At 60.4% G+C, this 23,762-nt stretch carries 20 protein-coding genes; 13 read left to right on the top strand and 7 right to left on the bottom strand.

Annotated features, from left to right (window positions below):
* Positions 1-197: 197 nt before the first annotated feature.
* Entirely contained in the window at positions 198-1,511 is a 1,314-nt protein-coding gene (locus PH603_RS13830; protein WP_289503127.1) for a hemolysin family protein, read from the top strand.
* Positions 1,512-1,517: 6 nt separating this feature from the next.
* Here the strand turns inward: PH603_RS13830 and PH603_RS13825 are convergent, their stop codons facing one another.
* The 4 genes from PH603_RS13825 to PH603_RS13810 form a co-directional block, all read right to left on the bottom strand.
* Positions 1,518-3,512, bottom strand: coding sequence for a TonB-dependent receptor plug domain-containing protein (locus tag PH603_RS13825; protein ID WP_289503126.1), 1,995 nt, complete (start codon positions 3,510-3,512; stop codon positions 1,518-1,520).
* Between the two features lie 142 nt (positions 3,513-3,654).
* On the bottom strand, positions 3,655-4,167 hold the full coding sequence (locus tag PH603_RS13820) for a hypothetical protein (RefSeq protein WP_289503125.1): 513 nt from the start codon (positions 4,165-4,167) through the stop codon (positions 3,655-3,657).
* 119 nt (positions 4,168-4,286) lie between these two features.
* Complete coding sequence (locus PH603_RS13815) at positions 4,287-5,366, bottom strand: lipid A deacylase LpxR family protein (protein ID WP_289503124.1); 1,080 nt, start codon at positions 5,364-5,366, stop codon at positions 4,287-4,289.
* 69 nt (positions 5,367-5,435) lie between these two features.
* Positions 5,436-7,796 (bottom strand): TonB-dependent receptor, encoded by a 2,361-nt coding sequence (locus tag PH603_RS13810; RefSeq protein WP_289503123.1) that lies wholly within the window; start codon positions 7,794-7,796, stop codon positions 5,436-5,438.
* A gap of 431 nt (positions 7,797-8,227) precedes the next feature.
* Here PH603_RS13810 and groES point away from each other — a divergent pair, with 431 nt between their 5' ends.
* The 10 genes from groES (at position 8,228) to PH603_RS13760 (ending at position 19,224) form a co-directional block, all read left to right on the top strand.
* Positions 8,228-8,515: a co-chaperone GroES gene (gene groES, locus PH603_RS13805; protein WP_289503122.1), complete on the top strand. Its 288-nt coding sequence runs from the start codon at positions 8,228-8,230 to the stop codon at positions 8,513-8,515.
* 63 nt (positions 8,516-8,578) lie between these two features.
* Entirely contained in the window at positions 8,579-10,222 is a 1,644-nt protein-coding gene (gene groL / locus PH603_RS13800; protein WP_289503121.1) for a chaperonin GroEL, read from the top strand.
* A gap of 278 nt (positions 10,223-10,500) precedes the next feature.
* Complete coding sequence (locus tag PH603_RS13795; protein WP_289503120.1) at positions 10,501-12,558, top strand: methyl-accepting chemotaxis protein; 2,058 nt, start codon at positions 10,501-10,503, stop codon at positions 12,556-12,558.
* A gap of 169 nt (positions 12,559-12,727) precedes the next feature.
* Positions 12,728-14,026 (top strand): OprO/OprP family phosphate-selective porin, encoded by a 1,299-nt coding sequence (locus tag PH603_RS13790; protein ID WP_289503119.1) that lies wholly within the window; start codon positions 12,728-12,730, stop codon positions 14,024-14,026.
* Positions 14,027-14,332: 306 nt separating this feature from the next.
* Positions 14,333-14,938, top strand: coding sequence for a GNAT family N-acetyltransferase (locus PH603_RS13785; protein WP_289503118.1), 606 nt, complete (start codon positions 14,333-14,335; stop codon positions 14,936-14,938).
* A gap of 82 nt (positions 14,939-15,020) precedes the next feature.
* Complete coding sequence (locus PH603_RS13780; protein ID WP_289503117.1) at positions 15,021-15,617, top strand: DUF1285 domain-containing protein; 597 nt, start codon at positions 15,021-15,023, stop codon at positions 15,615-15,617.
* On the top strand, positions 15,610-16,269 hold the full coding sequence (locus PH603_RS13775) for a CoA pyrophosphatase (protein WP_289503116.1): 660 nt from the start codon (positions 15,610-15,612) through the stop codon (positions 16,267-16,269). The genes PH603_RS13780 and PH603_RS13775 overlap by 8 nt, the downstream gene beginning before the upstream one ends.
* Positions 16,266-16,595: a hypothetical protein gene (locus PH603_RS13770; RefSeq protein ID WP_289503115.1), complete on the top strand. Its 330-nt coding sequence runs from the start codon at positions 16,266-16,268 to the stop codon at positions 16,593-16,595. Before PH603_RS13775 ends, PH603_RS13770 begins: the two co-directional genes overlap by 4 nt.
* Positions 16,570-17,772 (top strand): CCA tRNA nucleotidyltransferase, encoded by a 1,203-nt coding sequence (locus tag PH603_RS13765; protein ID WP_289503114.1) that lies wholly within the window; start codon positions 16,570-16,572, stop codon positions 17,770-17,772. Before PH603_RS13770 ends, PH603_RS13765 begins: the two co-directional genes overlap by 26 nt.
* Positions 17,773-17,889: 117 nt before the next feature.
* Complete coding sequence (locus PH603_RS13760; RefSeq protein ID WP_289503113.1) at positions 17,890-19,224, top strand: globin-coupled sensor protein; 1,335 nt, start codon at positions 17,890-17,892, stop codon at positions 19,222-19,224.
* On the opposite strand, the gene PH603_RS13755 is transcribed toward PH603_RS13760, so the two are convergent.
* From PH603_RS13755 to PH603_RS13745, 3 genes are all read right to left on the bottom strand, one after another.
* Entirely contained in the window at positions 19,221-20,129 is a 909-nt protein-coding gene (locus PH603_RS13755; RefSeq protein WP_289503112.1) for an NAD(P)H-dependent flavin oxidoreductase, read from the bottom strand. The genes PH603_RS13760 and PH603_RS13755 overlap by 4 nt on opposite strands.
* 136 nt (positions 20,130-20,265) lie before the next feature.
* Entirely contained in the window at positions 20,266-21,153 is an 888-nt protein-coding gene (gene hemF, locus PH603_RS13750) for an oxygen-dependent coproporphyrinogen oxidase (protein ID WP_289503111.1), read from the bottom strand.
* The gene (locus tag PH603_RS13745) at positions 21,150-21,638 is read right to left on the bottom strand and encodes a tRNA (cytidine(34)-2'-O)-methyltransferase (protein ID WP_289503110.1); all 489 of its coding nucleotides are present in this window, start codon (positions 21,636-21,638) and stop codon (positions 21,150-21,152) included. The genes hemF and PH603_RS13745 overlap by 4 nt, the downstream gene beginning before the upstream one ends.
* Before the next feature lie 279 nt (positions 21,639-21,917).
* On the opposite strand from PH603_RS13745, the gene petA reads away from it, so the two are divergent.
* Entirely contained in the window at positions 21,918-22,472 is a 555-nt protein-coding gene (gene petA, locus PH603_RS13740; RefSeq protein ID WP_289503109.1) for a ubiquinol-cytochrome c reductase iron-sulfur subunit, read from the top strand.
* Between the two features lie 11 nt (positions 22,473-22,483).
* On the top strand, positions 22,484-23,752 hold the full coding sequence (locus PH603_RS13735; protein ID WP_289503108.1) for a cytochrome b: 1,269 nt from the start codon (positions 22,484-22,486) through the stop codon (positions 23,750-23,752).
* The last annotated feature ends 10 nt before the right edge of the window (positions 23,753-23,762 follow it).

The following is a 23,762-nucleotide window of genomic DNA, read 5'->3' as shown; positions in this document are numbered from 1 at the left end:
AACACTTTACAGGCAGCGGCAGCGCTTTCTAAGACACCTTTGGGTGAATTTCCACCTTCAATTGACACGCAGGGGCTGGCCTTCCTAAAATCGCGCACCAGCGTTTCAGGATTTTCAACATGGATGACAATCACAGTAGAGGCATTGGCGGCAGCGACCGCCCGGTGCCCGCAGTTGCGCTTTAGGCCGAGGCTTATATGGAAATCCTGCTGCTGATTGGCCTTATCATCCTGAATGGTGTCTTCGCAATGTCGGAGATTGCCATTGTCACCGCTCGCCGTGCCCGGCTCGCCAAGCGTGCCGAAGAAGGCGACAAGCAGGCGGCGACGGCGCTGAAACTTGCCGAGGAGCCGACCGGTTTTCTCTCCACCGTTCAGATCGGCATCACCTCGATCGGTATCCTTAATGGTATCGTCGGTGAGGCTGTGCTTGCCGATGATTTCGCCCGCTGGCTGACCGGGCTTGGCGCTGACCCCGAAACAGCGGCGATCAGTGCAACTGTGATGGTGGTGGTGGCAGTTACCTATCTGTCGATTGTTGTGGGCGAACTGGTGCCCAAACGGATCGGGCAACTGCACCCCGAAGGCATCGCCCGGCTGATGGCCCGGCCGATGCAGCTGCTGGCCTTTGCCAGTCGCCCCTTCGTGGCGCTCCTTTCCGTTTCCACCAAAGCCCTTCTTGCGCTGCTTCGTGTGCGGGAGGACAAGGCCGATCCGCTGACGGAAGAGGAAATCCATGCCGTGCTCGCCGAAGGTTCGGATGCCGGGGTGATTGAGGCGCACGAGCACGCGATGGTGCGCAATGTACTGCGGCTTGATGACCGTCAGCTTGGCTCCCTGATGGTGCCGCGCGGCGAGATTGACTGGATCGACCTGGCCCGGCCGCTTGCCGAAAACCTGAAAGTCATGACCGACAGCGCCCACGAGCGTTTCCCTGTGTGCGAAGGCGGGCCCGCCAATGTGCTGGGCTTCGTGCAGGCAAAGCATGTGCTCGGCGATGTTGCCTCGGGCAGCGCTGACCTGCGTGCCCGCATCCGCCCGGCCCTCTATGTACCCGAGACGCTGACGGGCATGGAGCTACTGGAACGTTTCCGGCAGGGCGCCGATCATTTCGCGTTGGTCGTGGACGAATACGGCGAGATCGAAGGCCTCATCACGATCCATGATCTTCTCGAAGCCCTGACTGGCGACTTCGCCCCGGCCGAAGGTACAGGCCGCGCGATCCTGCGTGCCGATGGCTCGTGGCTTCTGGATGGCAGCCTGCCGCTGCCGGACCTGAAGGATTGCCTCGGCATCCGTCTGGTGCCCGAAGAGGGGCGCTACCACACGCTGTCGGGCATGATCCTGCGGCTTCTGGGGCGCATCCCTGAGGAAGGCGATACCGCCGTATGGGAAGCCTGGCATTTCGAGGTGATGGATATGGACGGCAAGCGGATCGACAAGGTCCTGGCCCTGCCAGTCGCTAGTGTCGGGGATGGCATCTATGTGGATGCCAAGGACCCGGTGATGTGAGGCGCCTCAGAAATCGAAGCTGACTCCCGCCCAGAAGCGCCGGTCGAGGCGTGCCTGCGGGGCGACATGTTCATACCGGTGGGCATTGAACAGGCCTTCGCCGGTCACAAACAGCCGCCAGCCACCCTCGAACTTGTAGCCGAGGTTGGCATTGCCGACCCAGGTGCCGTCGATCTGGCGGTAAGGGCTTGCAGCCGTTGGCGGCAGTGCGAAGCCCGAGAAGCTGTCATAGCCTGACTTGTACTGGACGAGGATGTCGCCGTAGAAGCCTGTCTCGCGTTCGAAGCCGATATTGGCTGTCAGGATATGTTTGGAGCTTCTGTCTTCCAGATGTTCCGGCACCAGTGCATATGCGTCTGAAACAGGCCCGATCCCGCCTTCAAAATCGTGCGTCTCGGAGGTGTCTGCAAAGCCGTAGCGCAGCGCCCAATATATGCCCTCGGGTGTTTTGCCGCTCAGGTCCAGTTCCAGCCCCCATGTCTTTGCGTCGCCGATGACGGCGGTGCCGACATAGTAATCGCCGCTTTCAAGCGGATACAGGCCGCCAAGCACGACGGAGCGATGAATGCTGCTGTCCTTGCGGTGGAAGATGGCCGCACTGAAGCTGGCGCCGAGCGCCGGAATGTCGCGTTCATATAGCAGTTCGAATTGTGTCGAGATCGTGGGTTCCACATTCGGGCTGCCACCGAAAGCAACGATGCCGGGATAGGTCGAATTCGGCACGATCTGGCCGCCAAGGGTGAAGATGGTGGGGGCGAGGAAGCCGCGCGCATACATTAGCTTCAGCGTGTCCGCATCCGTCGGTTTCCAGCTGAGGCCCGCATTGGCACTGACGGCGTCATAATTGCCATAATCGTCGTTCGTGAACGGCAGGAAAGGCAGCATGTCCGCCGTGCGGAAGGTGCTGATATAATCGTAGCGGGCTGAGAGGTCGAAGGTGAGGCTGCTTGAAATCACCCGGTCGATCAGGAAGGCGGCATAATAGGTATCGTAGCCAACGTCGCCCGTGCCGTCTGCCGCACTCATGCCGAATTGCCCGGCCTTGTCTTGCCGGTAACCGGCCGACAGGCGAAGCGCGGTATCGGCCCCCACCATCTGCATGTTGGTGACATCGAATATACGGGTTTCGGCCTCGATTTTCTGCAGCAGCAGGAAAACACCTGTCGGTATGGTCAGCGCCGTGTAGCGTGTTTCTTCATTCGAGTTGAAAATTGCCGTCGCTGTCCAGCGCCCGAATGCGGTTTCTGCGGTCAGGGTTCCCTTCGCGGCATAGTCCTCGACTTCCGAATTGTTGAGCGTGCCGAGATAGGGCAGCGAGTTCACATCACCGCCAAGGTGCGAAAATTCGAGGCTCGCCTGAATGGTATCGGACAGCTGGAATCCGGCGTCGACGCTGATCCAGTGGCTGCCGGGATCAAGCCGTAACAGGGCTTCCGACGGGGTCAGGGGGGCGTCGAACGCGTCGCTATCGAAATAGCCGCCGGAAATGCGGACGCCCGCCTTGGGGCCAAGCTTGACGATGGCATTTGCCGCGACTTCCCGGACGCCATTGTTGCCAATACGGGCCGTGACATTACCGCCTTCGTCATACAGCGGATCGTAAGTGACAATATTGACGACGCCGGTGACGGCGTTGGCTCCATAAAGCGCCGTTGCCGGGCCGCGCACGATTTCGATCTGGCGAATTTCGGCAAGCGCCACAGGCAGGCTTGCCCATTGTGTGGTGCCTTCGTAGGTGCGGTACGTGTCCCGCCCGTTGATCAGCACGCGCAGACGACCGCCATCGATATTAAGCCCGCGCACCGAGACATTGCCGCTGGTTTGTGTAGCGCGCTGGACATCAAGCCCGACATGACGGCGCAGGATTTCCATCACGTCCCGCGCGCCGGATCGGCGGATTTCATCGGCCGAGATGATGGTCATATTCACCGGCACTTCGGACGCCCGCTTCGGCGTGCCGGTGGCGCCTTCGGTGACGGGTTCGCCGAAGATTTCCTCCATGGTGCCGTGGTCCAGTGATTGGGCCAAGGCAGGAGACGCTGATATCAGAGCGCAGGCGAGGGCCGCCAGGCTGGAGCGGCCCGTGAGGGGTTTGATGGTTCTTCTTTTTCTTGCCGGTCGCATCATCGGAATTCCTGCGGGCTCAATGTTTTCTGACAAGCATCGTGAAGGCGCTGGAGAAGGTGACGCCAGCGGCGGTCGCCGCATCGATGCTCAGATAAATCTGGGTTTTAGGGTCGGTTTCCACCGTCAGCACACACTTGTCGGCCTGACTGCAACTGGCCTTGGACGCGATGGTTGCCACATGGTGGATTTTGGCGATTTCGGAGAGCCGGTCGATATCGGCAAGCGCTGCATCGGTGATGAACACGAGCCGCGCGCGAGTGAAATCGGGATTGGCGGTCGAGGTCAGCTTCGGGGTCAGGATGACTGTGTCCACGCTGGCTGCTAATGTTTCGGCAAGTTTTTTTGAGGCTGCGTCGCCTTCCTTGTAGACGATGGCGGCTATGTCACCGGGTGTGGGTGCCGGCATCAGGAAGCGCGCGGATTTCAGGGCGACTGTAACGTGGGTGGGGGTAAGGTCCGCCCGGGCCGCAGGGGCACCAAGCAGCAAGGCAGCCAGCACAAGCATGTGCGGAAGGCGACCCGTCAACATCTTCACCCCTTCCAAAGCCGTTCGGTCAGATCAGGCAGCGGAAATATGGCTGCCCCCCGTGCGGATCATGCCACAGCGGCGACATGCAGGCAAAGGGGGCTTGCGGAAAATATGATATTTCAGAAGAGCTTGGTCACCGATACAGCGCCGAAGAACTGGCCGCCTTCCTGCCCGTGGAATTCCTCGGTACGGAAAGTGTGGGTGTAGGCCAGCCGCCAGTCACCCGCGAACATGACAGCACCCGCGACGATATCCGCCACCCAGTGATGCTTGTCGACGCTTTGGCTATCCCGGAACAGATTGCCGTCGAGAAAGGCGTTGCGCGCCATGAACCGCCCCTCGGCGCCTACAAAGAAATAACCCGTGAAGCTGCCGGGCGAGAACCAGTCGCTGCCGGGTGTGGACGGCTGGATGCGGTTGGGCGTCACAATCTCGCGGTCGCGGCCCCAGCCGACGCGGGCGGTGCCGCCGACGCTGACATAATCATAGATGGTGCCGATGGCGACGGAGCCGTGCGGCGTGATGTCGAAACCGAAGCCGTTGGTGTCGTCGCCCGCGTCATAGCGAACGAGCTGGCTTGCGATCATATAGGTCATCACAAAGCCCGGTTCGTTCCGCAGCTGGTTGCTCCAGCCCTCGGGGTGCCGGGTGTTGACGATATCGTGCCATGTGGTCTGCACTTCCTTGCCAAGCGCCATGGGCCCCATCACACCAACATCCAGTTCGATCACCTCAAAGGACCGGCCTGTCTGGCGCGCCACCGAGCCACCGGCATAAAGCCACGCAGCATAGGGGCGGTCGTCCGGCTGCGGCGTGCTGACCGTGATATCCTTGGGTGTATAGATATTCTGGCCGAAGAAATATTGCTTGGTCCTGACCGAGGTGTCGCCCTCGCCGCCACCAAGGATGCTGAGGCCGTTATCGTCGATCCAGTCGAAGATGAAGAACAGGTCCTTGTCGCGTTTCAGCGTCAGGCCAAGGCGCAGCCCTTGTGTATAGCCCCGGTCACCGTCGAAATCGGGCGCATCGGAATCGCTGTCGGCAAGGCCCATGAACTGGCTGAACAGATCGTTTTCCACCTGCAGGGTCCAGCTGCGGTCGGGCGCCGCGGCAGGCTCCGCCGCGTGCACGGGCAGGGCCAGCGCGAGGCTGGCAGCGAAGAGGGAAACGGTTCTGTTCAGTCGGGCATGGGTCATCATGAGGCTACAGTTTCAAGAAAAATGGGCGGCACCGTGGCACCGCCCATTTTTATCACGCTTGGAAAAGGCTTAGAATTCGCTGCGGAAATTCACGCCGAAGGTACGGGGCTGGTTGGTCAGGTAACCGACCCGCGCCACGCGACCGCGTTCCACGTCAAGCGACAGGTACGCACGTTCGTCCCAGAGGTTGTTCACGAAGAACGCGATTTCATAGTGACCGCGCCGTGCGCCAATCCGGAAGTTGCCGATATTGTAGGACGGCAGCTTGGGATCGAAGCTGATGGAACTGACAGTCAGTCCGCCATAGTTGCGCGGAGTGAAGGTGTCATAGCCATCGGCCTGTGCTTCCACGAGCGAATAGACCGAACCGACGTGCTGGAAGGTTGCCGAGATGAAACCTTCATAGTCGGTGCCGAACTGCCAGTAATAGTTCAGCGCGGCATTGAACTGGAACTTCGGTGCGGTGGGCAGGCGGTTGCCTTTCTCGATTGCGCCGATCACGTTGCCGGCGCCGTCCACAACGGTGGAGCGGATTTCGGCGTCAGTGATGGTGGCACCCATCGCGAAGTCCATATTCTCGGTCGGGCGGTAGGTAAACTCGGCTTCAACGCCCATCGAACGGGCCGACGGCACGTTCATCACGAGACGCGACGAGCACGACCCGGCGGTGACCGGAATCTGCAGGCCGTTGATGTCGGTGTAGAAGCCGGCAACGTTCAGGCTGCCCTTGTTGCCAAGGTTGGCCTTCGCGCCCACTTCATAGTTCCAGACGCTCTCGTCCTCGAACTGGTCGCGGCCACCGAAAATGGCTTTGTCCTCGTCCGAGCAGAGCGGCAGGTTGATCGGGTCGTTCACACCGCCAAGGCGGAAGCCTTTCGAGACCTGCGCGTTCACGGTTACATCGTCCGACGTGTCATACGACAGGATCACGCGCGGAGCGAAGCCGTTGGCACCGGCATTGTCGGTGCGGTCGGTCGGATCCGCGAACGGACCATCGAAGCGCAGGCGACGTTCTTCGTCGTAATCGTACCAGCGCAGGCCGCCGGTGATATCCATGCGGTCGCTGACGGCATAGGTGGCTTCACCGAAGAGGGCGACTTGCTTGAAATCGATATTGAGGGCCGACCAGTAAGGCTGGTCAACGCCGGCGCCGATGGTGCCCTGGGTGGGTACACCGGTGGCGTCCGTCCAGCCGGGGGTGTCGAGCACCTGACCATAGTCACGCTTCCAGTCGGTATAATAGCCACCGAGCACCCAGGTGAGCGGACCGTCGTTGTTGGACGACAGGCGCACTTCCTGCGACCAGATTTTCAGGTCGGTCGTGTCGGTGAGCGGGGCATCAAGGCGTACGCCATCCGGGGCGCCGAAGTCGAAGGTCACGCTGCCGGTCAGCTGGGTGGCGTCGCGCACGACTTCCACTTCGCGGTCGGTATAGCTGGTGATCGAGGTGAAGATGACGTTGTCGCCTTCATATTCGACCTTGCCATCAAGCAGCATGAAATTGTCGCTCAGGCCTTCTTCAAGCTGCACATATTGCTCGCGCTCGCCAAGCGTTACAGCGGGCTCGGTGGTGGTGTAGGGGTTGCCGAGGATGTTCCACACATCGATGCGCGGGTAGCCGTCCGTATCCAGTTTCTGGAACAGGATGCGCGGCGTGATGCTCAGGTTTTCGGTCGGTTTGAAGGTAGCTGCAACGCGGAAGCCCGATTTGCCGCCGTCGTTCACATCCTTTTCACGGCCATTGATGGTCACGGCATCGATGAAGCCGGGCATCTTGGTGTGATAGGCAACCGCGCGAATGGCAGCCTTGTCTTCAGCAATCGGCAGGTTGACCGCCGTCTTCAGGCTCCAGCCGAAGCCACCGCCATCAACCTGATTGGCACCGGCTTCAACAACAGCTTCAGAGCTGTTCATTTCCGGTGCTTTGGTGATGTAGCGGACAGTACCCGAAAGCGAACCGGCGCCGAACAGCGTGCCTTGCGGCCCGCGCAGCACTTCGACGCGCTCGAGGTCGAAGAGGTCGACATCGGGGGTGAAGAGCGCGACCGAGATCGGCGATTCGTCAAGATAGACGCCAACCTGTTCCTTCACGCCCGCCATGTCGCGGATCGTCTGGCCGGCGGCGACGCCGCGAATGGCAATCTGGCTCTGGCCGGGCCCTAGGTCGGTGATGGCGAGGCCGGCAACGTTACGGGCCATGTCGGCAAGGCCGGTCGCGCCGGAATTGCGGAGCTGTTCTTCGGTCTTGGCGTTCACCGAGAAGGGAACGTCCTGCAGTGTTTCGGACCGTTTGCGCGAGGTTACGACGATTTCTTCAAAATCGGCCGAGCGGGCGGTGGTATCCTGTGCAGAAGCCGCGGTGGTCATGGGCACGGCGACAAGTGCGACAATGGAGGTGGCCCGCAGCAATTTGCTGGTCTTCCCTTGCATCTATTTTCTCCCTGGACGGGCATCCGCTTTGGCGGTGCCGTCGATTATGTTTCTTGGGTTCTGACCTTTCGAGAGGTCAGGATTGAAATTATCGACGCATGATGGGCGTCTTCAAGAAATATAGTTGCGATTTAAAATGGTTAACGGCGTATATGATTCTGTATGTGGCGCTTATGTTACAGGCGAAGGGTGGACCCGGCAGTGTGATATTACTATCGCATTAGGTGTATTGTTCTATGCCTGCGGGCCAAAATACGTAATCCATGCCGCGGTTCTCCTGAGAAAGCGCACGCAACCGACAAAAGTCAAAAAATCCGGGCAATCAGCCTTGAAGCCGTAACACAGGTGGCTTACATAGGCGGCGTGTTAGCACTCAGGACAATTGAGTGCTAACAGCTCATTTGACGCTTTATCAGATATGGAGACACATAATGGCTCTTCGTCCGCTTCATGACCGCGTACTGGTCAAGCGTATTGAAAGCGAAGCTAAGACTTCGGGCGGCATCATCCTGCCGGATACCGCCAAGGAAAAGCCCTCGGAGGGCGAAGTTGTCGCAGTTGGCACCGGTGTGCGCGGCGACGACGGCAAAGTGACCCCGCTTGACGTTCAAAAGGGCGACAAGGTCCTGTTCGGCAAATGGTCGGGCACCGAAGTGAAGGTCGACGGCGTCGATCTCCTCATCATGAAAGAATCCGACATCATGGGCATCATCGAGTAAGCCACTCGCTTGCTCTGACCCGTCTGTCATTCCTTTAAGATCCATTCAGTTCAGGAGGCCAATATGGCTGCCAAAGAAGTAAAATTCCGCGAAGAAGCCCGCGCCAAGATGCTGGCGGGCGTTGATATCCTCGCCAACGCTGTGAAAACCACCCTCGGTCCGAAAGGCCGCAATGTGGTTCTGGAAAAGTCGTTCGGTGCACCGCGCATCACCAAGGACGGCGTCTCGGTTGCCAAGGAAATCGAACTCAAAGACAAGTTCGAAAACATGGGCGCCCAGATGGTGAAGGAAGTAGCAAGCCGCACCAACGATGTGGCTGGCGACGGCACCACCACCGCCACCGTTCTGGCCCAAGCAATCGTCCGCGAAGGCATGAAATCGGTAGCTGCCGGCATGAACCCGATGGACCTGAAGCGCGGTATCGATATCGCCACCACCAAGGTCATCGAAAGCCTGAAGTCGCGTTCGCGTGACGTGACGACCAACGAAGAGATCGCCCAGGTTGGCACCATCTCGGCCAACGGCGAAGCCGAAGTTGGCAAGATGATCGCTGAAGCCATGGCGAAAGTCGGCAAGGAAGGTGTCATCACCGTTGAAGAAGCCAAAGGCCTCGACAGCGAGCTCGATGTTGTGGAAGGCATGCAGTTCGACCGCGGCTACCTGTCGCCTTACTTCATCACCAATGCTGAGAAGATGATTGCCGAACTCGACAATCCGCTGATCCTTCTCCACGAGAAAAAACTCTCGAGCCTGCAGCCGATGCTGCCGCTCCTTGAAGCTGTCGTTCAGTCGGGCAAGCCGCTCCTGATCGTTGCCGAGGACATCGAAGGCGAAGCCCTGGCCACCCTCGTGGTCAACAAGCTGCGTGGTGGCCTGAAGATCGCTGCCGTGAAAGCCCCGGGCTTCGGCGACCGCCGCAAAGCCATGCTCGAAGACATCGCCATCCTCACCGGTGGTCAGGTGGTTTCGGAAGACCTCGGCATCAAGCTTGAGAATGTCGGCCTCGACATGCTCGGCACCGCCAAGCGCGTGACCATCACCAAAGAAGACACCACCATCGTTGACGGCGTTGGCGCAGCTGACGACATCAAGGCCCGCGTCGAGCAGATCAAGGCCCAGATCGAAGTCACCACGTCTGACTATGACAAGGAAAAGCTCCAGGAGCGCCTTGCCAAGCTGTCGGGCGGCGTGGCCGTGATCAAGGTTGGCGGTGCCACCGAAGTTGAAGTGAAAGAGCGCAAGGACCGCGTTGACGACGCCCTGCATGCAACCCGCGCAGCCGTCGAAGAAGGCATCGTTGCCGGTGGCGGCACCGCACTTCTCTATGCAACCAAAGCCCTTGAGGGCCTTGAAGGCGCCAACGACGACCAGACCAAAGGCATCGACATCATCCGTCGCGCCCTGCAGGCTCCGGTTCGCCAGATCGCTGAAAACGCCGGCGTTGACGGTGCTGTTGTTGCCGGCAAGCTCCTTGAGCAGAACGACACCAACTTCGGCTTCGACGCCCAGAACGAGGAATACACGAACCTCGTTGCCAAGGGCATCATCGACCCGACCAAGGTTGTCCGCACCGCGCTGCAGGACGCTGCCTCGATCGCTGGTCTGATGATCACCACCGAAGCCATGGTGGCTGACGCACCGGAAGACAAAGCCCCGTCCGCCCCGATGGGTGGCGGCATGGGTGGCATGGGCGGCATGGACTTCTAAGGTCCGGCCCTCAGCCATACGATATGCGCCGTCTTCGGATGGCACGACGGACCCCGGGAAGAATTCTTCCCGGGGTTTTGTTTTGTGTCGATGCCACCCTTGGCTGTATAAAATTTTATTAAATTATTTACGGACTTACGGTAATCTTCTCATCTGACGGGGGAGAAATTCGCCGCAAGTAAACGAGCAGGCGGGCAATTAGGCACCGGCTGCCACTTCGATCAAAGGGAGCTGTCACTTGCAAACCCGCGCCTGAGGGCGCTGGCAGGAGGACGCTCATGTCAATTATTTCTGTTTTTCAAAATCTCAAGACAGCCATCCGCGTTTTCACGCTCGTCGGGGTGGCAGCACTTGGACTTATTGCCATTCTCATCACCGATTTCGTCGGGTCGTCGCATATGGAAACGGCGCGTGCTGATGCCGCGCGCTACAACAAGCTTGGCGATCTGGCCGCCGAGCTGGAAATCCAGTCGCTGAATATCCGGCGACGCGAGAAGGACTTCCTTCTCCGGAATGATCTCGACTATGCGGCGCAATATACAGAATCGTCCGACAAGGCGCTGGCGACGCTCAGGGCGATCAAGGCGCTGTCGGATGACAGTGCTGTTCAGCGGGCGGCAGTCGCGCTCGAGGAAATATTGCCGGAACACCGCGCCCAGTTCGAAAAGGTTGTGGACCTGAAAAAGGCCATCGGCCTCAGCGAGAATGAAGGGCTGCAAGGCGCGCTGCGGGGGGCAGTTCACAATATCGAGGAATCCCTGAAAGAGCATCCGAACGACAAGCTGCAGATTCTGATGCTGATGATGCGGCGGCACGAGAAGGATTTCATCGCACGCCTGCAGGATCGCTATATCGGCGATATCGCGACGCGCGCCTCGGAATTCCGCACGGCGCTCGCTGCCACCAACTTCCCGGCAGCGGAAAAGACGGATATCGAGGCGCGGCTCGCCAGCTATGTCGAGAATTTCAATGTTTATGCACGGGACCGTCTTCAGATCGAAACTGAGGTGGAAACACTGAGCAGCATCTATTCGCGCACCGCTGAGCATTTCTCGCTGGTTCGCGAAAAGGCCGAAGCGGGCGTGGCTGCCGCGAATGCCTCGGAGCAGGCAACTTACGACATGATCCAGAATGTCGTCCTCACTGTTGTTGGTGTCGTGCTGGTTTCCACCGCGCTTGTCGGCTGGCTGGTGATCCTGACAACGGTCGGGCCGGTGGTGCGGCTTGAAGCTGCGCTCGGCAAGATTGCCGAGGGTGACTATAAGACGGACGTGCCGGGCACGGCGCAGAGGGACGAGTTCGGCAGCATGGCGCGCGTAGCACTCAATCTGCGGGATGCGGCCGCCGAGCGGCTTCGGCTTGAAGAAGATGCCCGCCGGATGACCGAGGAGAAGGCGAAGCAGGATCTGGCGCTGGCCGAAGAACGCGCCGCCGCCGAACGCGAGAAGATGGAAAAAGAACGGGCTGAAGCCTTGGCCCGGCAGGAACGTGCCCGCAGGCTCGAAGAGCTGGTCCAGCAGTTTGACAATCGCATCACGGCGGCAGTTGCTGATCTTGAAAGCGCCTCCGTTTCGATGAACACCACGGCGGGTGACATGGTGGATGTAGCCGATGCCACCGGTCGTCAGGCAGCGAGCGTGTCATCATCGGCGGAGCAGATGCGGGCCAATGTGGCGACAACGGCTGCGGCCATCGAGGAAATGGCGGCGGCGATCCGTGAGGTGAACAGTCAGGTTCATACTGCCACCCGCTATTCGGGCGAGGCGGTAACCGCGGCGGGTCAGGGCGGGGTCGCTATTGATCGCATGGCCGAGAATGCCCATCAGATTGAGGACGTGGTGCGGCTCATCAATGATATCGCCGAGCAGACCAACCTTTTGGCCCTTAATGCCACCATCGAGGCGGCGCGGGCGGGTGACGCCGGCAAGGGCTTTGCCGTGGTGGCAAGCGAGGTGAAGAGCCTTGCGAACCAGACGGCACAAGCCACCGAGCAGATCACCGGCCAGATACAGGACATGCAGTCGGTGACTGCATCGGTCGTCAGCGCGATCAAGGCGATCGAGCGGACGATCGACCAGTTCTCCTCTGTCATGTCCGGTATTTCGGCAGCCGTCGAAGAGCAGGATGCGGCAACGAACGAGATCAGTCGCAACGTCCAGTTCACCTCAGAAGGTGCGCAGCGCGTGACAAGCGATATCCAGGACGTGTCGGCCGGGGCGGAACGTACTGGCAAGGCATCCTCGCATGTGATGACCGCCGCCGAGACGCTGGCGCAGCTGGCTGCCACGATCAAATCGGAAGTTGGCGTCTTCCTTAGCGGTGTTCGCACCGTTTGAAGCCATTGCTGACACCGGCGTCCGTCGTCGGTGTCAGCTTTCTTACTGTTTGATGACTGAAATATTACATCTGTCATAAAGCTGTAACACATGCGTCATAAACAGGCGCCCATGCCGCCTTCGGGTTGCGATCTGCCCGCGGGCCGGGCCGTAACAAGGACAAGACACAATGATCATCCAGAAACACCGTGCCGGAATTCTGCGCAGTGCCACCGCCGTTGCCGCCCTTGCGGCCTATGTGTGGGGTGTACCTGCCTCTGCCCAGTCGATTGAAGAGCTGAAAGAGCAACTCGCCCTTCTCGCCAAGCGCATCGAAGAGCTCGAGAAGAAGCAGGAAAAGAACGTTGTCGTGAAGAAGGATGAGCCCGCCTCCGAGCTTGGCTTCGCGGCTGGTGACTTCACCTTCAACGTGCGCGGTCGTATCTTCGCTGATGCCGCCTGGGCGTCGGACAACGACAATGCGATGGACCTCTCGGCCACCGAGCTGCGCGCTGCGCGCCTCGGCATCGAAGGCAAGGCAGGCGCCCGCACCGGTTACAAGTTCGAGGTGGATTTCGCGGGTGATGAAGTCGAACTGAAAGACGCCTTCCTGTCCTACAAGGCCGATCACGGCGTGACCTACCAGCTTGGCCAGTTCAATCCGCCGACCTCGATGGAAGAGCTGACCTCCAGCCGCCACACCACCTTCATGGAACGCTCGTCCTACACCGATGCCTTCGGCTTCGCGCGCCAGATCGGCGTGTCGGCCACCATCGGCGGCGACAATTATTCGGTTTCGGCCGGCGCCTTCCGGGGCAGCGCAGGCACGACCGGCGAGAAGGAAGGCGAGACCCTCGCGATCCGCGGCCATTATGGCGACAAGATCGGCGACGGCGCCTGGATGCTCGGTGCATCGATCCGCTACCGCAATCTTGAAGAAGGCGCGTTCCGCTACCGCCAGCGCCCGCACCAGCACCTCAGCACACTGCGCTTCATCGATACTGGCAACGTTTCTTCGAAGGACGTACTTTACGGCCTTGAGGCTGCCTATGTGCAGGGTCCGTTCCACGCAACCGGCGAATGGGCCTTCGTGACGGCTGACAACGCGGCAGCGAATGGCGGCAATGCCAGCTTCAATGGCGGCTTTGTCGAGATCGGCATGTTCCTGACCGACGAACAGCGTGCACTGAAGCTCGGGCAGGGCGTGTGGGACCGCCCGAAGGTCAATAACCCGGTGGATGAAGGCGGTTTCGGCGCGTGGCAGATCGCGGCCCGCTTTGACCGGATCGACCTCAGAGACAAGGGTATCTTTGGCGGCGAGATGGATACCTATCTCCTCGGCGTGAACTGGTATCTCAACCGCTATGCCCGCATGATGCTGAACCTCAGCCGCAGCGACATAGAAAACGCCTTTGGCGTCGCTGCAAACGGTGCTGACGGCGAAAACAGCGTCGACGCGCTTGGTCTGCGCTTCCAGGTCGACTGGTAAGCCACTGTCCGGCCTCTTTTAACCCTTTGAAAAGGCGTCTCTTTGTCAGGAGGCGCCTTTTCATTTTTTCTATTTTCGTATGAATGGAAAAACCGCTTGTACGAGGGGGGTGATCATCATATTTTCACGCCTCCTAAATGAAAGTGTCATCAAGACCATGTTACTGACCCGACCTGTTACTACGGTGATATCGCTGCGACGAAGATAAGCGTTTCTTTGAGTAAACGTTTTTCTCGGTTGTAGCGCATATGCGTACGACAGGATCGACATCCCGGGCATGGAATCCGGGTTTGAAGGGCAGTGCAGATGATCACTTATGGTCCGGAACGGCCGTTTGAAGGCGGCCAGATCGATCAACTTCTCGACAAGGCATTCGGCCCCGCACGGCTGATGAAAGCCTCCTACCGCTTGCGGCAGGATGTCGCCCCCGTTCAACATCTTTCGATGGTGGCACGCGACGGCGAAGGCCGCGTTGTTGGTACCATCCGTTTCTGGCCGGTTACCGTGCGCGACATGCTCACGGGCCGCGAAAGCACGACGCTGTATCTGGGCCCGCTTGCCGTGGACCCGGACACGCAAGGCTCGGGCATCGGCTCGTCGCTGATGAAAAAGGCGCTGGCGAAAGTCGACCGCCTTGGTTACCAGCGCGTGATGCTGGTGGGTGACGCCGGCTATTACGGCCGCTTCGGCTTCGTGCCGGTGAAGCCGTGCCACATCACCCTGCCGGGTGGTGCCGATGCTGACCGTTTGCTGGTGCGTCAGCGCGGCATGATCGCGGCCCTGCCGGCGGTTGGCCAGCTGGTGCGCTTTGCCCCGGCGTCCGACGAAGCCGTTGCTGCACTGGAACCTGCCCGCCTTCGGGCAGCAAAAGCAAGCAAATCGGCCAAAGCCGTAACCCCCGCTGCCGCCTGATCGCGGCAGCCCCTTTCCGAACGGTTGTTTCTCCGCCCGGCTGCGCGCTATCATCGCAGCCGGTATGGAGGATTCTCGATCAATGAACGACCGCCCACAGTCCGCTTTCAGGCTTGAAGAGATCATCAAACAGGTGGAAGGCCAGCGTTTTCCGCCCGTTGAGCGCTGGAACCCCGACTTTTGCGGCGATATCGATATGGCGATCCTCAAGGACGGCAGCTGGACCTATATGGGCACGCCCATCGGACGGGAACGCATGGTCCGTCTTTTCGCCTCGATCCTCAGGAAGGACGAAGACGGCAAGACCTATCTTGTGACCCCGATCGAGAAGGTCGGTATCCGCGTCGAGGACGCTCCCTTTGTAGCCGTTGCCGTGGAGGACGTCGGCGAGGGTGACGAGCGCGCCTTTGCCTTCACCACAAACGTGGGCGATACGGTGATTGCTGGCAAAGATCATCCGATCCGGGTGGAAACGGATGATGAAACCGGCGAGCCGCGTCCCTATATCCTGATCAGGGGGCGGTTGGAGGCATTGATTGCCCGAGCGGTCTTTTATGAACTGGTGGCCGCTGCCAGCCATGTGGATATGGGCGATGGCTGTGTGGCCTTGCGGCTGGCAAGCCAGGGCGAGGCCTTCGATCTTGGCAGCGTGAGCATGGAGGATCTGTCGGATGCGTGACTGGCTGGACAGGGCACTGGCCCCCGGCAACAGCGCCGCCCGTGGCCTGCGCGGCGACGGGGACCTCGACCGCAGCGACCCTGTGGCGGTGTCGGCGCTTGCCGGCAAGCCCTTGCGCCCCGCTGCCGTGCTGATCCCGATCATCGAACGATCCGAGCCGACCGTGCTGCTGACCAAACGCCACGGCGGCCTGCGGGCGCACGGCGGGCAGGTGAGTTTCCCCGGTGGCCGGATCGACGATACCGACGCCGGCCCGCTTGCCGCCGCCCTTCGTGAAACGCAGGAAGAAGTTGGCATCGGCCCGCACTATGTGGATGTGCGCGGGCATCTGGATACCTATTGCACCGTCACCGGCTTCCAGATTTCGCCCTTCGTCGGCATCGTGCAGGACGGTTTTCATCTTGTCCGGGCGGAAGACGAGGTGGACGAGATTTTCGAAGTGCCGCTGGCCCACCTTCTGGACCCGCGCAATCACCAGCGCCAGTCCGCCGAGTTCCGGGGGCGGACCCGGCATTTCTATGTCATCCCGCACGAAAAACATTATATCTGGGGCGCTACCGCTGGCATGATCGTCAATCTGGCCGATCTGATGCGCGCGACCGCCGACACCAAAGATCCTGCCGCCTTTCTGAAAAGGAGCCTCGCCGGGTGATTGCCATCTTCTTCCGCTTCATTCTGCTGTCGCTGCCGCTGGCGGCGGTGATCCTGTGGCTGCGCCACCGTGCCAAGGTGGACCGCACGGAAGAGGAACTGGAGGCCGATATCCGGCGCTTGCGGCGGATGCTTGGGGCGTGTGTCGTTGGTATGCTGGTTGCGGCCATCGGGCTTTATGTCACCGACGACCGCCGCAGCGAATCCCACACGCGCTATTTCCCCCCGCATATGGAAGGCGAAACGCTGGTGCCGGGCCGGTTCGAGCCGGTGGAGGAAGCGGAAGACGGCGAGAAGGATAATGGCGAACGTGACGGGCGCCCGTGAGCGACAGGCGGACGAAGCCGTTCTCGATCTCCATCCCGACTGGCTGGACCTTGAAATCGTCTATAAGGTTTCGGCGGCCCTCGGCCCCGGCAACCTGCGTTTCGTGGGTGGCGCCGTTCGCGACACCTTCCTTGGCCGCCCGGTACTGGACCTCGACGCTGCCACCCCGCTGAAACCCGATGTCACCTTGCAGCGACTGGAAGCCGCGGGCCTGCGCGCGGTGCCGACGGGCATCGATCATGGCACCGTCACGGCGGTGGCCGATGGCCGCACCATCGAGATCACCACGCTGCGCCGGGACGCCGAAACCGACGGTCGCCACGCCCGCGTCGAGCATACCGATGACTGGGCTGAGGATGCAGCGCGGCGCGATTTCACGGTCAATGCCCTGTATCTGAGCCCCGATGGCAAGCTGTATGATCCGGTCGGCGGGCTCGCGGACGTGCAGGCACGGCGGCTACGCTTCATTGGTGACCCCGCCAGCCGGCTTGCTGAAGACAGGCTGCGGCTGCTGAGATACTTCCGGTTCCTGACGGTGATGGGCGGCGCTGAGCGGGACGAGGCGGCCCTCGCGGCCATCCGGGATGCACTACCGGGACTTGAGGTCCTCTCGGCCGAGCGTAAACGCGATGAGTTCCTGAAACTCCTGAAGGAACCGGCAGCCTCTGCGGTGATTGACCTGATGCAGAACGAAGGGGTGCTTGCGGCGCTTTTTGAAGGACTTCAGGCAGGAAATCGCTGGCGGTTGCTTAAGGCTAATGAATATGCAACTTCGGGTTATGCGCCGTCTATGGTTCGGCTCATTGCCCTTCTGGGCGGCGAGCGCGACAGGATGCGAGTCTTTGCCGAGTCGTTCCGCTTGAGCCGGTCCGAGGCACGCTTTCTGGATGATGTGGCGAAGGCGCTCTTGCTGCCTCGCCGATCCGTGCTGCCGATGTGGCAGGAGGCAGCCTACCGTTTTGGCAAGCCTGTGGCCGACGCTCTGTTGTGGACTTCAGAAGATATTAAAAATAAATCAGAAAATTCAATTTTAGTTTGTGAAAAGTGGGAAATTCCCGTCTTCCCTGTGAAGGCTGCTGACTTGATGGCTGAGGGCATTCCTGCCGGGCCGGAGCTTGGCAAACGCTTGAAAGAACTGGAAGAGCACTGGATTGAAAACGGCTTTTCCCTTGGCTGAGGCCCGCCGGGCTGGTATGTCTATAGGTCTCAAGCGCTTGATCTTAATTCCTTCTAGAGTTGTACCCAAGTAGGTGATCCACACCGTTTTTCCGGCTAACGCAGTCTGGGGGTAGCAATGATTCAAGAAGTTGTGGGTACGGCGGACCGTTCCGCCGAGCGTCTCGGTTTTTTCCAGATCGATGAAGAAACGCGACAATCGCTGGCGGCGAATGGGCCTGCCATTCTGGCCGAAGTGCCGTCCATTCTGGATGCCTTTTACGAGCATCTGTGGAAGCACGAAGAAACCCGAACGATCCTTGGCTCCCGTGACCGGATCGACGGCCTGAAGAAAAAGCAGGCGGAACATTGGGCCGTGCTCTTTTCGGGGCGATTTGATCAGGATTACTGGCAGCGTGCCTATGCCATCGGGCAGGCGCACAACAGGATCGGGCTCAGACCCAACTGGTATATCGGCGGCTATTCTTTCGTGATGTCGGCGCTGGCGGCTGTGATCGAACGCGTGTGTGGCGCCTCGGCGGCGATGGTTTCAAAGGCCATTACCCGCGCCATCATGCTCGATCTCGAGATCGCCGTGACCACCTATCTTGATGCGGCAGCCGCCGATAAACAGGCCTCGATGCTTCGGCTTGTTGAAGGGCTGGAGAACGAGGCGAATGCGGCTTCCGAAAAGCTGGCGGCCACCAACCGCTCGCTGCAGCAGGCCATCGGCGATGTCGGTGCCACCATCGAAAAGATGCGGGGTGGTGCGGAAAGCGTGGCGGCCGCCTCGGAACAGGCAAGCGTGAATGTGGACGCGGTGGCAGCCGCGACCGAGGAAATGAGCACGTCGGTAGCTGAAATCGGCCGTCAGGCCGAGCAGTCCCGCCTGATCAGCGACCGGGCGGTGGAGGAAACCGACCGCGCGACGAGTGTGATCGGCAGCCTTGGCGTCACCGCCAAGGAAATCGGCAATGTCGTCAAGCTGATCGATGATATCGCAAGCCAGACAAACCTTCTGGCGCTCAATGCGACGATCGAGGCCGCGCGCGCCGGCGATGCCGGGCGCGGGTTCGCGGTGGTGGCAAGCGAGGTGAAAAGCCTTGCCAACGAGACGGCCCACGCCACGAAAACAATCGGCGACCAGATATCCAGCATCCAGGAAGCAGCCCTCAATGTGGAAAAGGTGATCAAGGCGATCCAGTCGGTCATTGGCGACGTGAAATCGAACGCCGATGCGATTGCGGCGGCGGTGACGGAGCAGGATGCTGTGGCATCAGAAATCAGCCGCAACATCCAGGAGGCAGCCCTCGGCACCCGCGACGTTTCCAGCCATATCGGCAATGTGGCGGAAGAGACGGCGCAGGTGGACGATCTGGCAGGGCAGATGGAAACTCTCGCTGCCAGCACACAGGAAACCGCCGACCAGATCATGCATGACCTGGTGGCAGCGCTGAGAAAGTCGGTGGCTTAGGAAGCAGCGGCTTCGTATTCACCTGCCAACCTGTCCACGATCCCGGCAATCGTCGGGGCATCGTGGATGGCGCTGATGCCTTGGCCCGCTGACCAGATATCGAGCCATGGGCGTTTGAAGTCGGTGGATGCTGCCTCGGCTGCGGGCAGGCCGGTCATCGGGTCGCGCCCGGCAGCTTTCAGGCTTTCCTTCAGGAAATAGCCGGGAATACCCGAAATCTTGTCAGTGTAGAGAAGCCCGTCGGCATCCTCGTCGATCATCATCTGCTTGTAGGCGGGATCGATGCCGCATTCGACGCTCGCCAGGAATCGGGTACCCATATAGGAAGCGTCAGCCCCGAGCATCTCGGCTGCCCGCATGGCGCGGCCATCGCCGATGGCGCCAGCCGCGATCACCGTGCAGCCGTATTTCTCTTTCAGCGCCGGGATGAAGGTGAAGGGGCTGATCGTGCCGCCGTGGCCGCCTGCGCCCGCACATACCGCAATCAGCCCGTCGACGCCTGCGGCAGCGGCCTTCGCGGCATGCTTGAACGACAGCACATCATGGAACACCACACCACCATAATCATGGACAGCCTCCACGACCGGGGCCGGATCGCCGACCGAGGTGATCACCAGCTTCGGCTTGTGCTTCAGGATCAGCGCGAGATCAGCATCGCGGCGGCTGTTGGTTCTATGGAGGATAAGGTTCGCGCCCCACGCCGCGTCGTCTGGCCCGAGGGCTGCGGCAATCTCCTCCATCCAGCCTTCGAGGATTTCAGGCGAGCGCGCATTGAGCGTGGGAAAAGTGCCGATGATCCCGGCCTTTGCTGCTGCAATCACCATCGCCGGGTTCGAGATAACGAAGAGCGGCGCCATGATGACCGGCAACCGGAGATTCGCGAGAAGCGGGGCAGGCAGGGGCATGGGCATGGGCTCCGTATCGGTTGGCGATGCGGACTTCGAGACAGCGCAGTCGCGCTTCCTCAGTCCGAACGGTGCCTTATCATGCGTTCGTCCTGAGGAGCGGCGCAAGCCGCGTCTCGAAGGGCGTGTTTCAGCCTCAAATCGGCGAGGGCCATTTGGCCTCGGGTGGCAGGGACATCAGGATGGCGTCCACATTGCCGCCGGTCTTCAGGCCGAAGGTGGTGCCGCGGTCATAGACAAGGTTGAACTCGGCATAATGGCCCCGGTAAACGAGCTGGGTTTCGCGTTCGTCGGCGGTCCAGTCCTCGTTCATGTGCCGGCGCACAAGGGCGGGGTAGATGGTGTTGAAGGTTTCGCCCACGTCGCGGGTGAAGGCGAAATCGGCCTGCCAGTCACCGGTGTTCAGCCCGTCATAGAAGATGCCGCCTTCGCCGCGCGCCTTGCCCCGGTGCGGAATATAGAAATATTCGTCGCACCATTTTTTGAAGCGCGCGTAATAGTCGTCGCCGTGGCGGTCGCAGGCGCCTTTGAAGGCTGCGTGGAAGTCGGCAGTGTCCTCCGCCACGGGCAGAGGGGCGTTGAGGTCAGCTCCGCCGCCGAACCAGTGTTTGGTCGTGACGATAAACCGGGTGTTCATATGCACCGCCGGCACGCGCGGGCTTTGCATATGGGCGACAAGCGAGATGCCAGTCGCGAAGAAGCGCGGGTCTTCATCCGCCCCCGGAATCGATTTCGCGAATTCGGGCGTGAAGGTGCCGTGAACGGACGAGATATTGACCCCGACCTTTTCGAACACGCGGCCGCCGGTCATGATCGACATCACGCCGCCGCCACCGGGTTTGCCGTCAGCCTGATTGGTGCGCTCCCACATCTGGCGCTTGAAGCGACCGGGGGCGAGATCGGCCTTGGGGCCTTCGTTGTCGTCTTCGATGGCTTCGAAGCTCCCACAGACATTGTCGCGAAGGGTGCGGAACCAGTCTGCGGCTTCGGCTGTTTTCTGTTCGATGGTCAGTGCGTCGCTCATGACTGTCCTTTCGTGAAGGGCTTGTATCCACCGGTCTGCCGCATGGCCTCGCCGAGCACCATGGAAAGTGACACCGCCACATTCAGCGAGCGAACCCCCGCTTTCATGGGGATCAGCACGCGGGCATCGGCCTGCATCGCAATATCGTCCGGCACGCCTTTCGATTCCCGGCCCACCATCAGGATATCGTCCCCCTGAAACGCGAACTCATCATAGGGAAGGCTCGCCTTGGTGGACAGGAGAACCAGTCGCCGCCCTGCACCCTTGCGCCATGCATCGAAGGCCTCGTAGCTTTCATGGCGGGCCAGCGAAACATGGTCCGAATAATCCATCAGCGAGCGCCTCATCGCCTTGACCGAAAAGGGAAAGCCGCAGGGCTCGATGACATGCGCCGTCACGTCCATGCAGGCGGCAAGCCGGAGCATGGTGCCGGTGTTCTGGGGCAGGTCAGGTTCATAGAGGGCGATGTCCATATCCGGTGGCATAAGGAATAGCCGCAAGGAGCGCAACGGGCTTTCGATTTCCTACCCCTTGAAACATGGCATTTTTTTGGTCGGGGCAGGCATAAAGCCTTGCCTCTTTGAGCGAGCGCGATTAAACCGGAGCCAACGCGCGGGCACCTGTTTTGCCCGGGCGCAGGGGCGCTTGGCGGCGGCCTCGTGGCATTTCGCCGCATCGACACCGCCAGGTTAGGGTAGAAAAGTGCGGTCGCCGCCTCGGCGAGGACCAGTCGGCCCGCATGATTTCCGGCCAAGGATGATTAAATGAGCACAATCGAAAATACGGTGGAAGGTGATGACGGCGTCAATCGCCGTGATTTCCTCCATGTTGCCGCTGCCGGTTTCGGCGCGGTCGGTGCGGCTGTTGCCGTGTGGCCGTTCGTCGACCAGATGAACCCGGCTGCCGACACGCTGGCACTGGCCTCGATCGAGGTCGATCTTTCGAAGATCCCGGTTGGCGAAGCTGTCGTCGTGAAATGGCGCGGCAAGCCTGTCTTCATTCGCCATCGTACGGCGGCTGAAATCCAGGAAGCCGAGGCTGTGGACCTGGGCGCACTCGTTGACAAGCAAACCGACGCAGAGCGCGTTCTGGCCGGCAAGGCTGAATGGCTCGTGGTTCTCGGCGTTTGTACGCACCTCGGCTGCGTGCCTCTCGGCACCAAGACGGGTGACGATCGCGGCGAGTTCGGCGGCTGGTTCTGCCCCTGCCACGGTTCGCACTATGATACCTCTGGCCGTATCCGCAAAGGACCTGCGCCCCGGAACCTCGAAGTTCCGAGCTATGCTTTTGCCAGCGATACCGTCCTCAAGATCGGTTAAGGGAGGCCCAGATGGCTCACGGACCTGCGTTTGAAACGAACAGCGCGGTTGTCAAATGGATTGACGACCGGCTGCCGATCTTCTCGCTCATCCATGGTTCGCTCGGTGCAGGCTACCTCGCACCCCGCAACCTGAATTACTGGTGGAACTTCGGCTCGCTCGCCGGGCTCTGCCTCGTCATCCAGATCGTGACCGGTGTCGTGCTTGCCATGCACTATACCCCGAACACGCTGATGGCTTTCGATAGCGTCGAGCGCATCATGCGCGACGTGAACTATGGCTGGCTCATTCGCTACATGCATGCGAACGGCGCCTCCATGTTCTTCATCGCCGTCTATATCCACATCCTGCGCGGTCTCTATTACGGGTCCTACAAGGCCCCGCGCGAGATGATCTGGATGCTCGGCCTCGTCATCTTCCTCCTGATGATGGCAACCGCTTTCATGGGCTATGTGCTGCCCTGGGGCCAGATGTCCTTCTGGGGCGCCACGGTGATCACCAACCTCTTCTCGGCAATACCGGTGGTGGGTGACTATATCGTGACCCTGCTGTGGGGTGGCTTCTCGGTTGATAACCCGACCCTGAACCGCTTCTTCAGCCTGCACTTCCTGCTGCCGTTCGTGATTGCCGGTGTTGTGATCCTGCACATCTGGGCGCTGCACCTGCCGGGTTCGAACAACCCGCTCGGCATCGATGCCAAGGGCAAGGGCGACAAGATCCCGTTCCATCCTTACTATACAGTGAAGGATGCGTTCGGCGTGGGCGTGTTCCTGATCTTCTTCAGCCTGTTCCTGTTCTATGCACCGAACGCGCTCGGCCACCCGGATAACTATATCCCGGCTGACCCGATGGTGACCCCGGACAGCATCGTGCCCGAATGGTACTTCCTGCCCTTCTACGCGATCCTGCGGTCGATCACGTTCGATATCGGCATTCCTTTCACCGATATCGTGATCATCCCGGCAAAGCTTCTGGGCGTTCTGGCCATGTTCGGCTCGATCCTTCTCCTGTTCGCACTGCCGTGGCTTGACACCAGCAAGGTGCGTTCGGCGAAGTTCCGTCCGACCTACCGCATCTTCTTCTGGTTCCTCGTCATCGACATGGTGATCCTCACCATCGTTGGCGGCAAGAAGCCTGAAGGTATCTGGCCGTTGGTCGGCCTTATCGGCACCGCTTACTATTTCCTGCACTTCCTGGTGGTCATGCCGCTTCTTGGCAAAATCGAGCAGACACTTCCTCTGCCCGAGAGCATCGCCAAGGCATGCGTGAAAAAAGCCTGAGCGGGGGGAT

The sequence above is a fragment of the Gimibacter soli genome, from assembly GCF_028463845.1.
GTDB lineage: Bacteria > Pseudomonadota > Alphaproteobacteria > Sphingomonadales > Kordiimonadaceae > Gimibacter > Gimibacter soli.
This window is presented reverse-complemented; position numbering and strand designations above follow the sequence as displayed.

Coding starts and splice junctions, on each gene's coding strand:
- PH603_RS13830 (WP_289503127.1), top strand. CDS start 198: ATGGAAATCCTGCTGCTGATTGGCCTTATCATCCTGAATGGTGTCTTC.
- PH603_RS13825 (WP_289503126.1), bottom strand. CDS start 3,512: ATGGAGGAAATCTTCGGCGAACCCGTCACCGAAGGCGCCACCGGCACG.
- PH603_RS13820 (WP_289503125.1), bottom strand. CDS start 4,167: ATGTTGACGGGTCGCCTTCCGCACATGCTTGTGCTGGCTGCCTTGCTG.
- PH603_RS13815 (WP_289503124.1), bottom strand. CDS start 5,366: ATGATGACCCATGCCCGACTGAACAGAACCGTTTCCCTCTTCGCTGCC.
- PH603_RS13810 (WP_289503123.1), bottom strand. CDS start 7,796: ATGCAAGGGAAGACCAGCAAATTGCTGCGGGCCACCTCCATTGTCGCA.
- groES (WP_289503122.1), top strand. CDS start 8,228: ATGGCTCTTCGTCCGCTTCATGACCGCGTACTGGTCAAGCGTATTGAA.
- groL (WP_289503121.1), top strand. CDS start 8,579: ATGGCTGCCAAAGAAGTAAAATTCCGCGAAGAAGCCCGCGCCAAGATG.
- PH603_RS13795 (WP_289503120.1), top strand. CDS start 10,501: ATGTCAATTATTTCTGTTTTTCAAAATCTCAAGACAGCCATCCGCGTT.
- PH603_RS13790 (WP_289503119.1), top strand. CDS start 12,728: ATGATCATCCAGAAACACCGTGCCGGAATTCTGCGCAGTGCCACCGCC.
- PH603_RS13785 (WP_289503118.1), top strand. CDS start 14,333: ATGATCACTTATGGTCCGGAACGGCCGTTTGAAGGCGGCCAGATCGAT.
- PH603_RS13780 (WP_289503117.1), top strand. CDS start 15,021: ATGAACGACCGCCCACAGTCCGCTTTCAGGCTTGAAGAGATCATCAAA.
- PH603_RS13775 (WP_289503116.1), top strand. CDS start 15,610: ATGCGTGACTGGCTGGACAGGGCACTGGCCCCCGGCAACAGCGCCGCC.
- PH603_RS13765 (WP_289503114.1), top strand. CDS start 16,570: ATGGCGAACGTGACGGGCGCCCGTGAGCGACAGGCGGACGAAGCCGTT.
- PH603_RS13760 (WP_289503113.1), top strand. CDS start 17,890: ATGATTCAAGAAGTTGTGGGTACGGCGGACCGTTCCGCCGAGCGTCTC.
- PH603_RS13755 (WP_289503112.1), bottom strand. CDS start 20,129: ATGCCCCTGCCTGCCCCGCTTCTCGCGAATCTCCGGTTGCCGGTCATC.
- hemF (WP_289503111.1), bottom strand. CDS start 21,153: ATGAGCGACGCACTGACCATCGAACAGAAAACAGCCGAAGCCGCAGAC.
- PH603_RS13745 (WP_289503110.1), bottom strand. CDS start 21,638: ATGCCACCGGATATGGACATCGCCCTCTATGAACCTGACCTGCCCCAG.
- petA (WP_289503109.1), top strand. CDS start 21,918: ATGAGCACAATCGAAAATACGGTGGAAGGTGATGACGGCGTCAATCGC.
- PH603_RS13735 (WP_289503108.1), top strand. CDS start 22,484: ATGGCTCACGGACCTGCGTTTGAAACGAACAGCGCGGTTGTCAAATGG.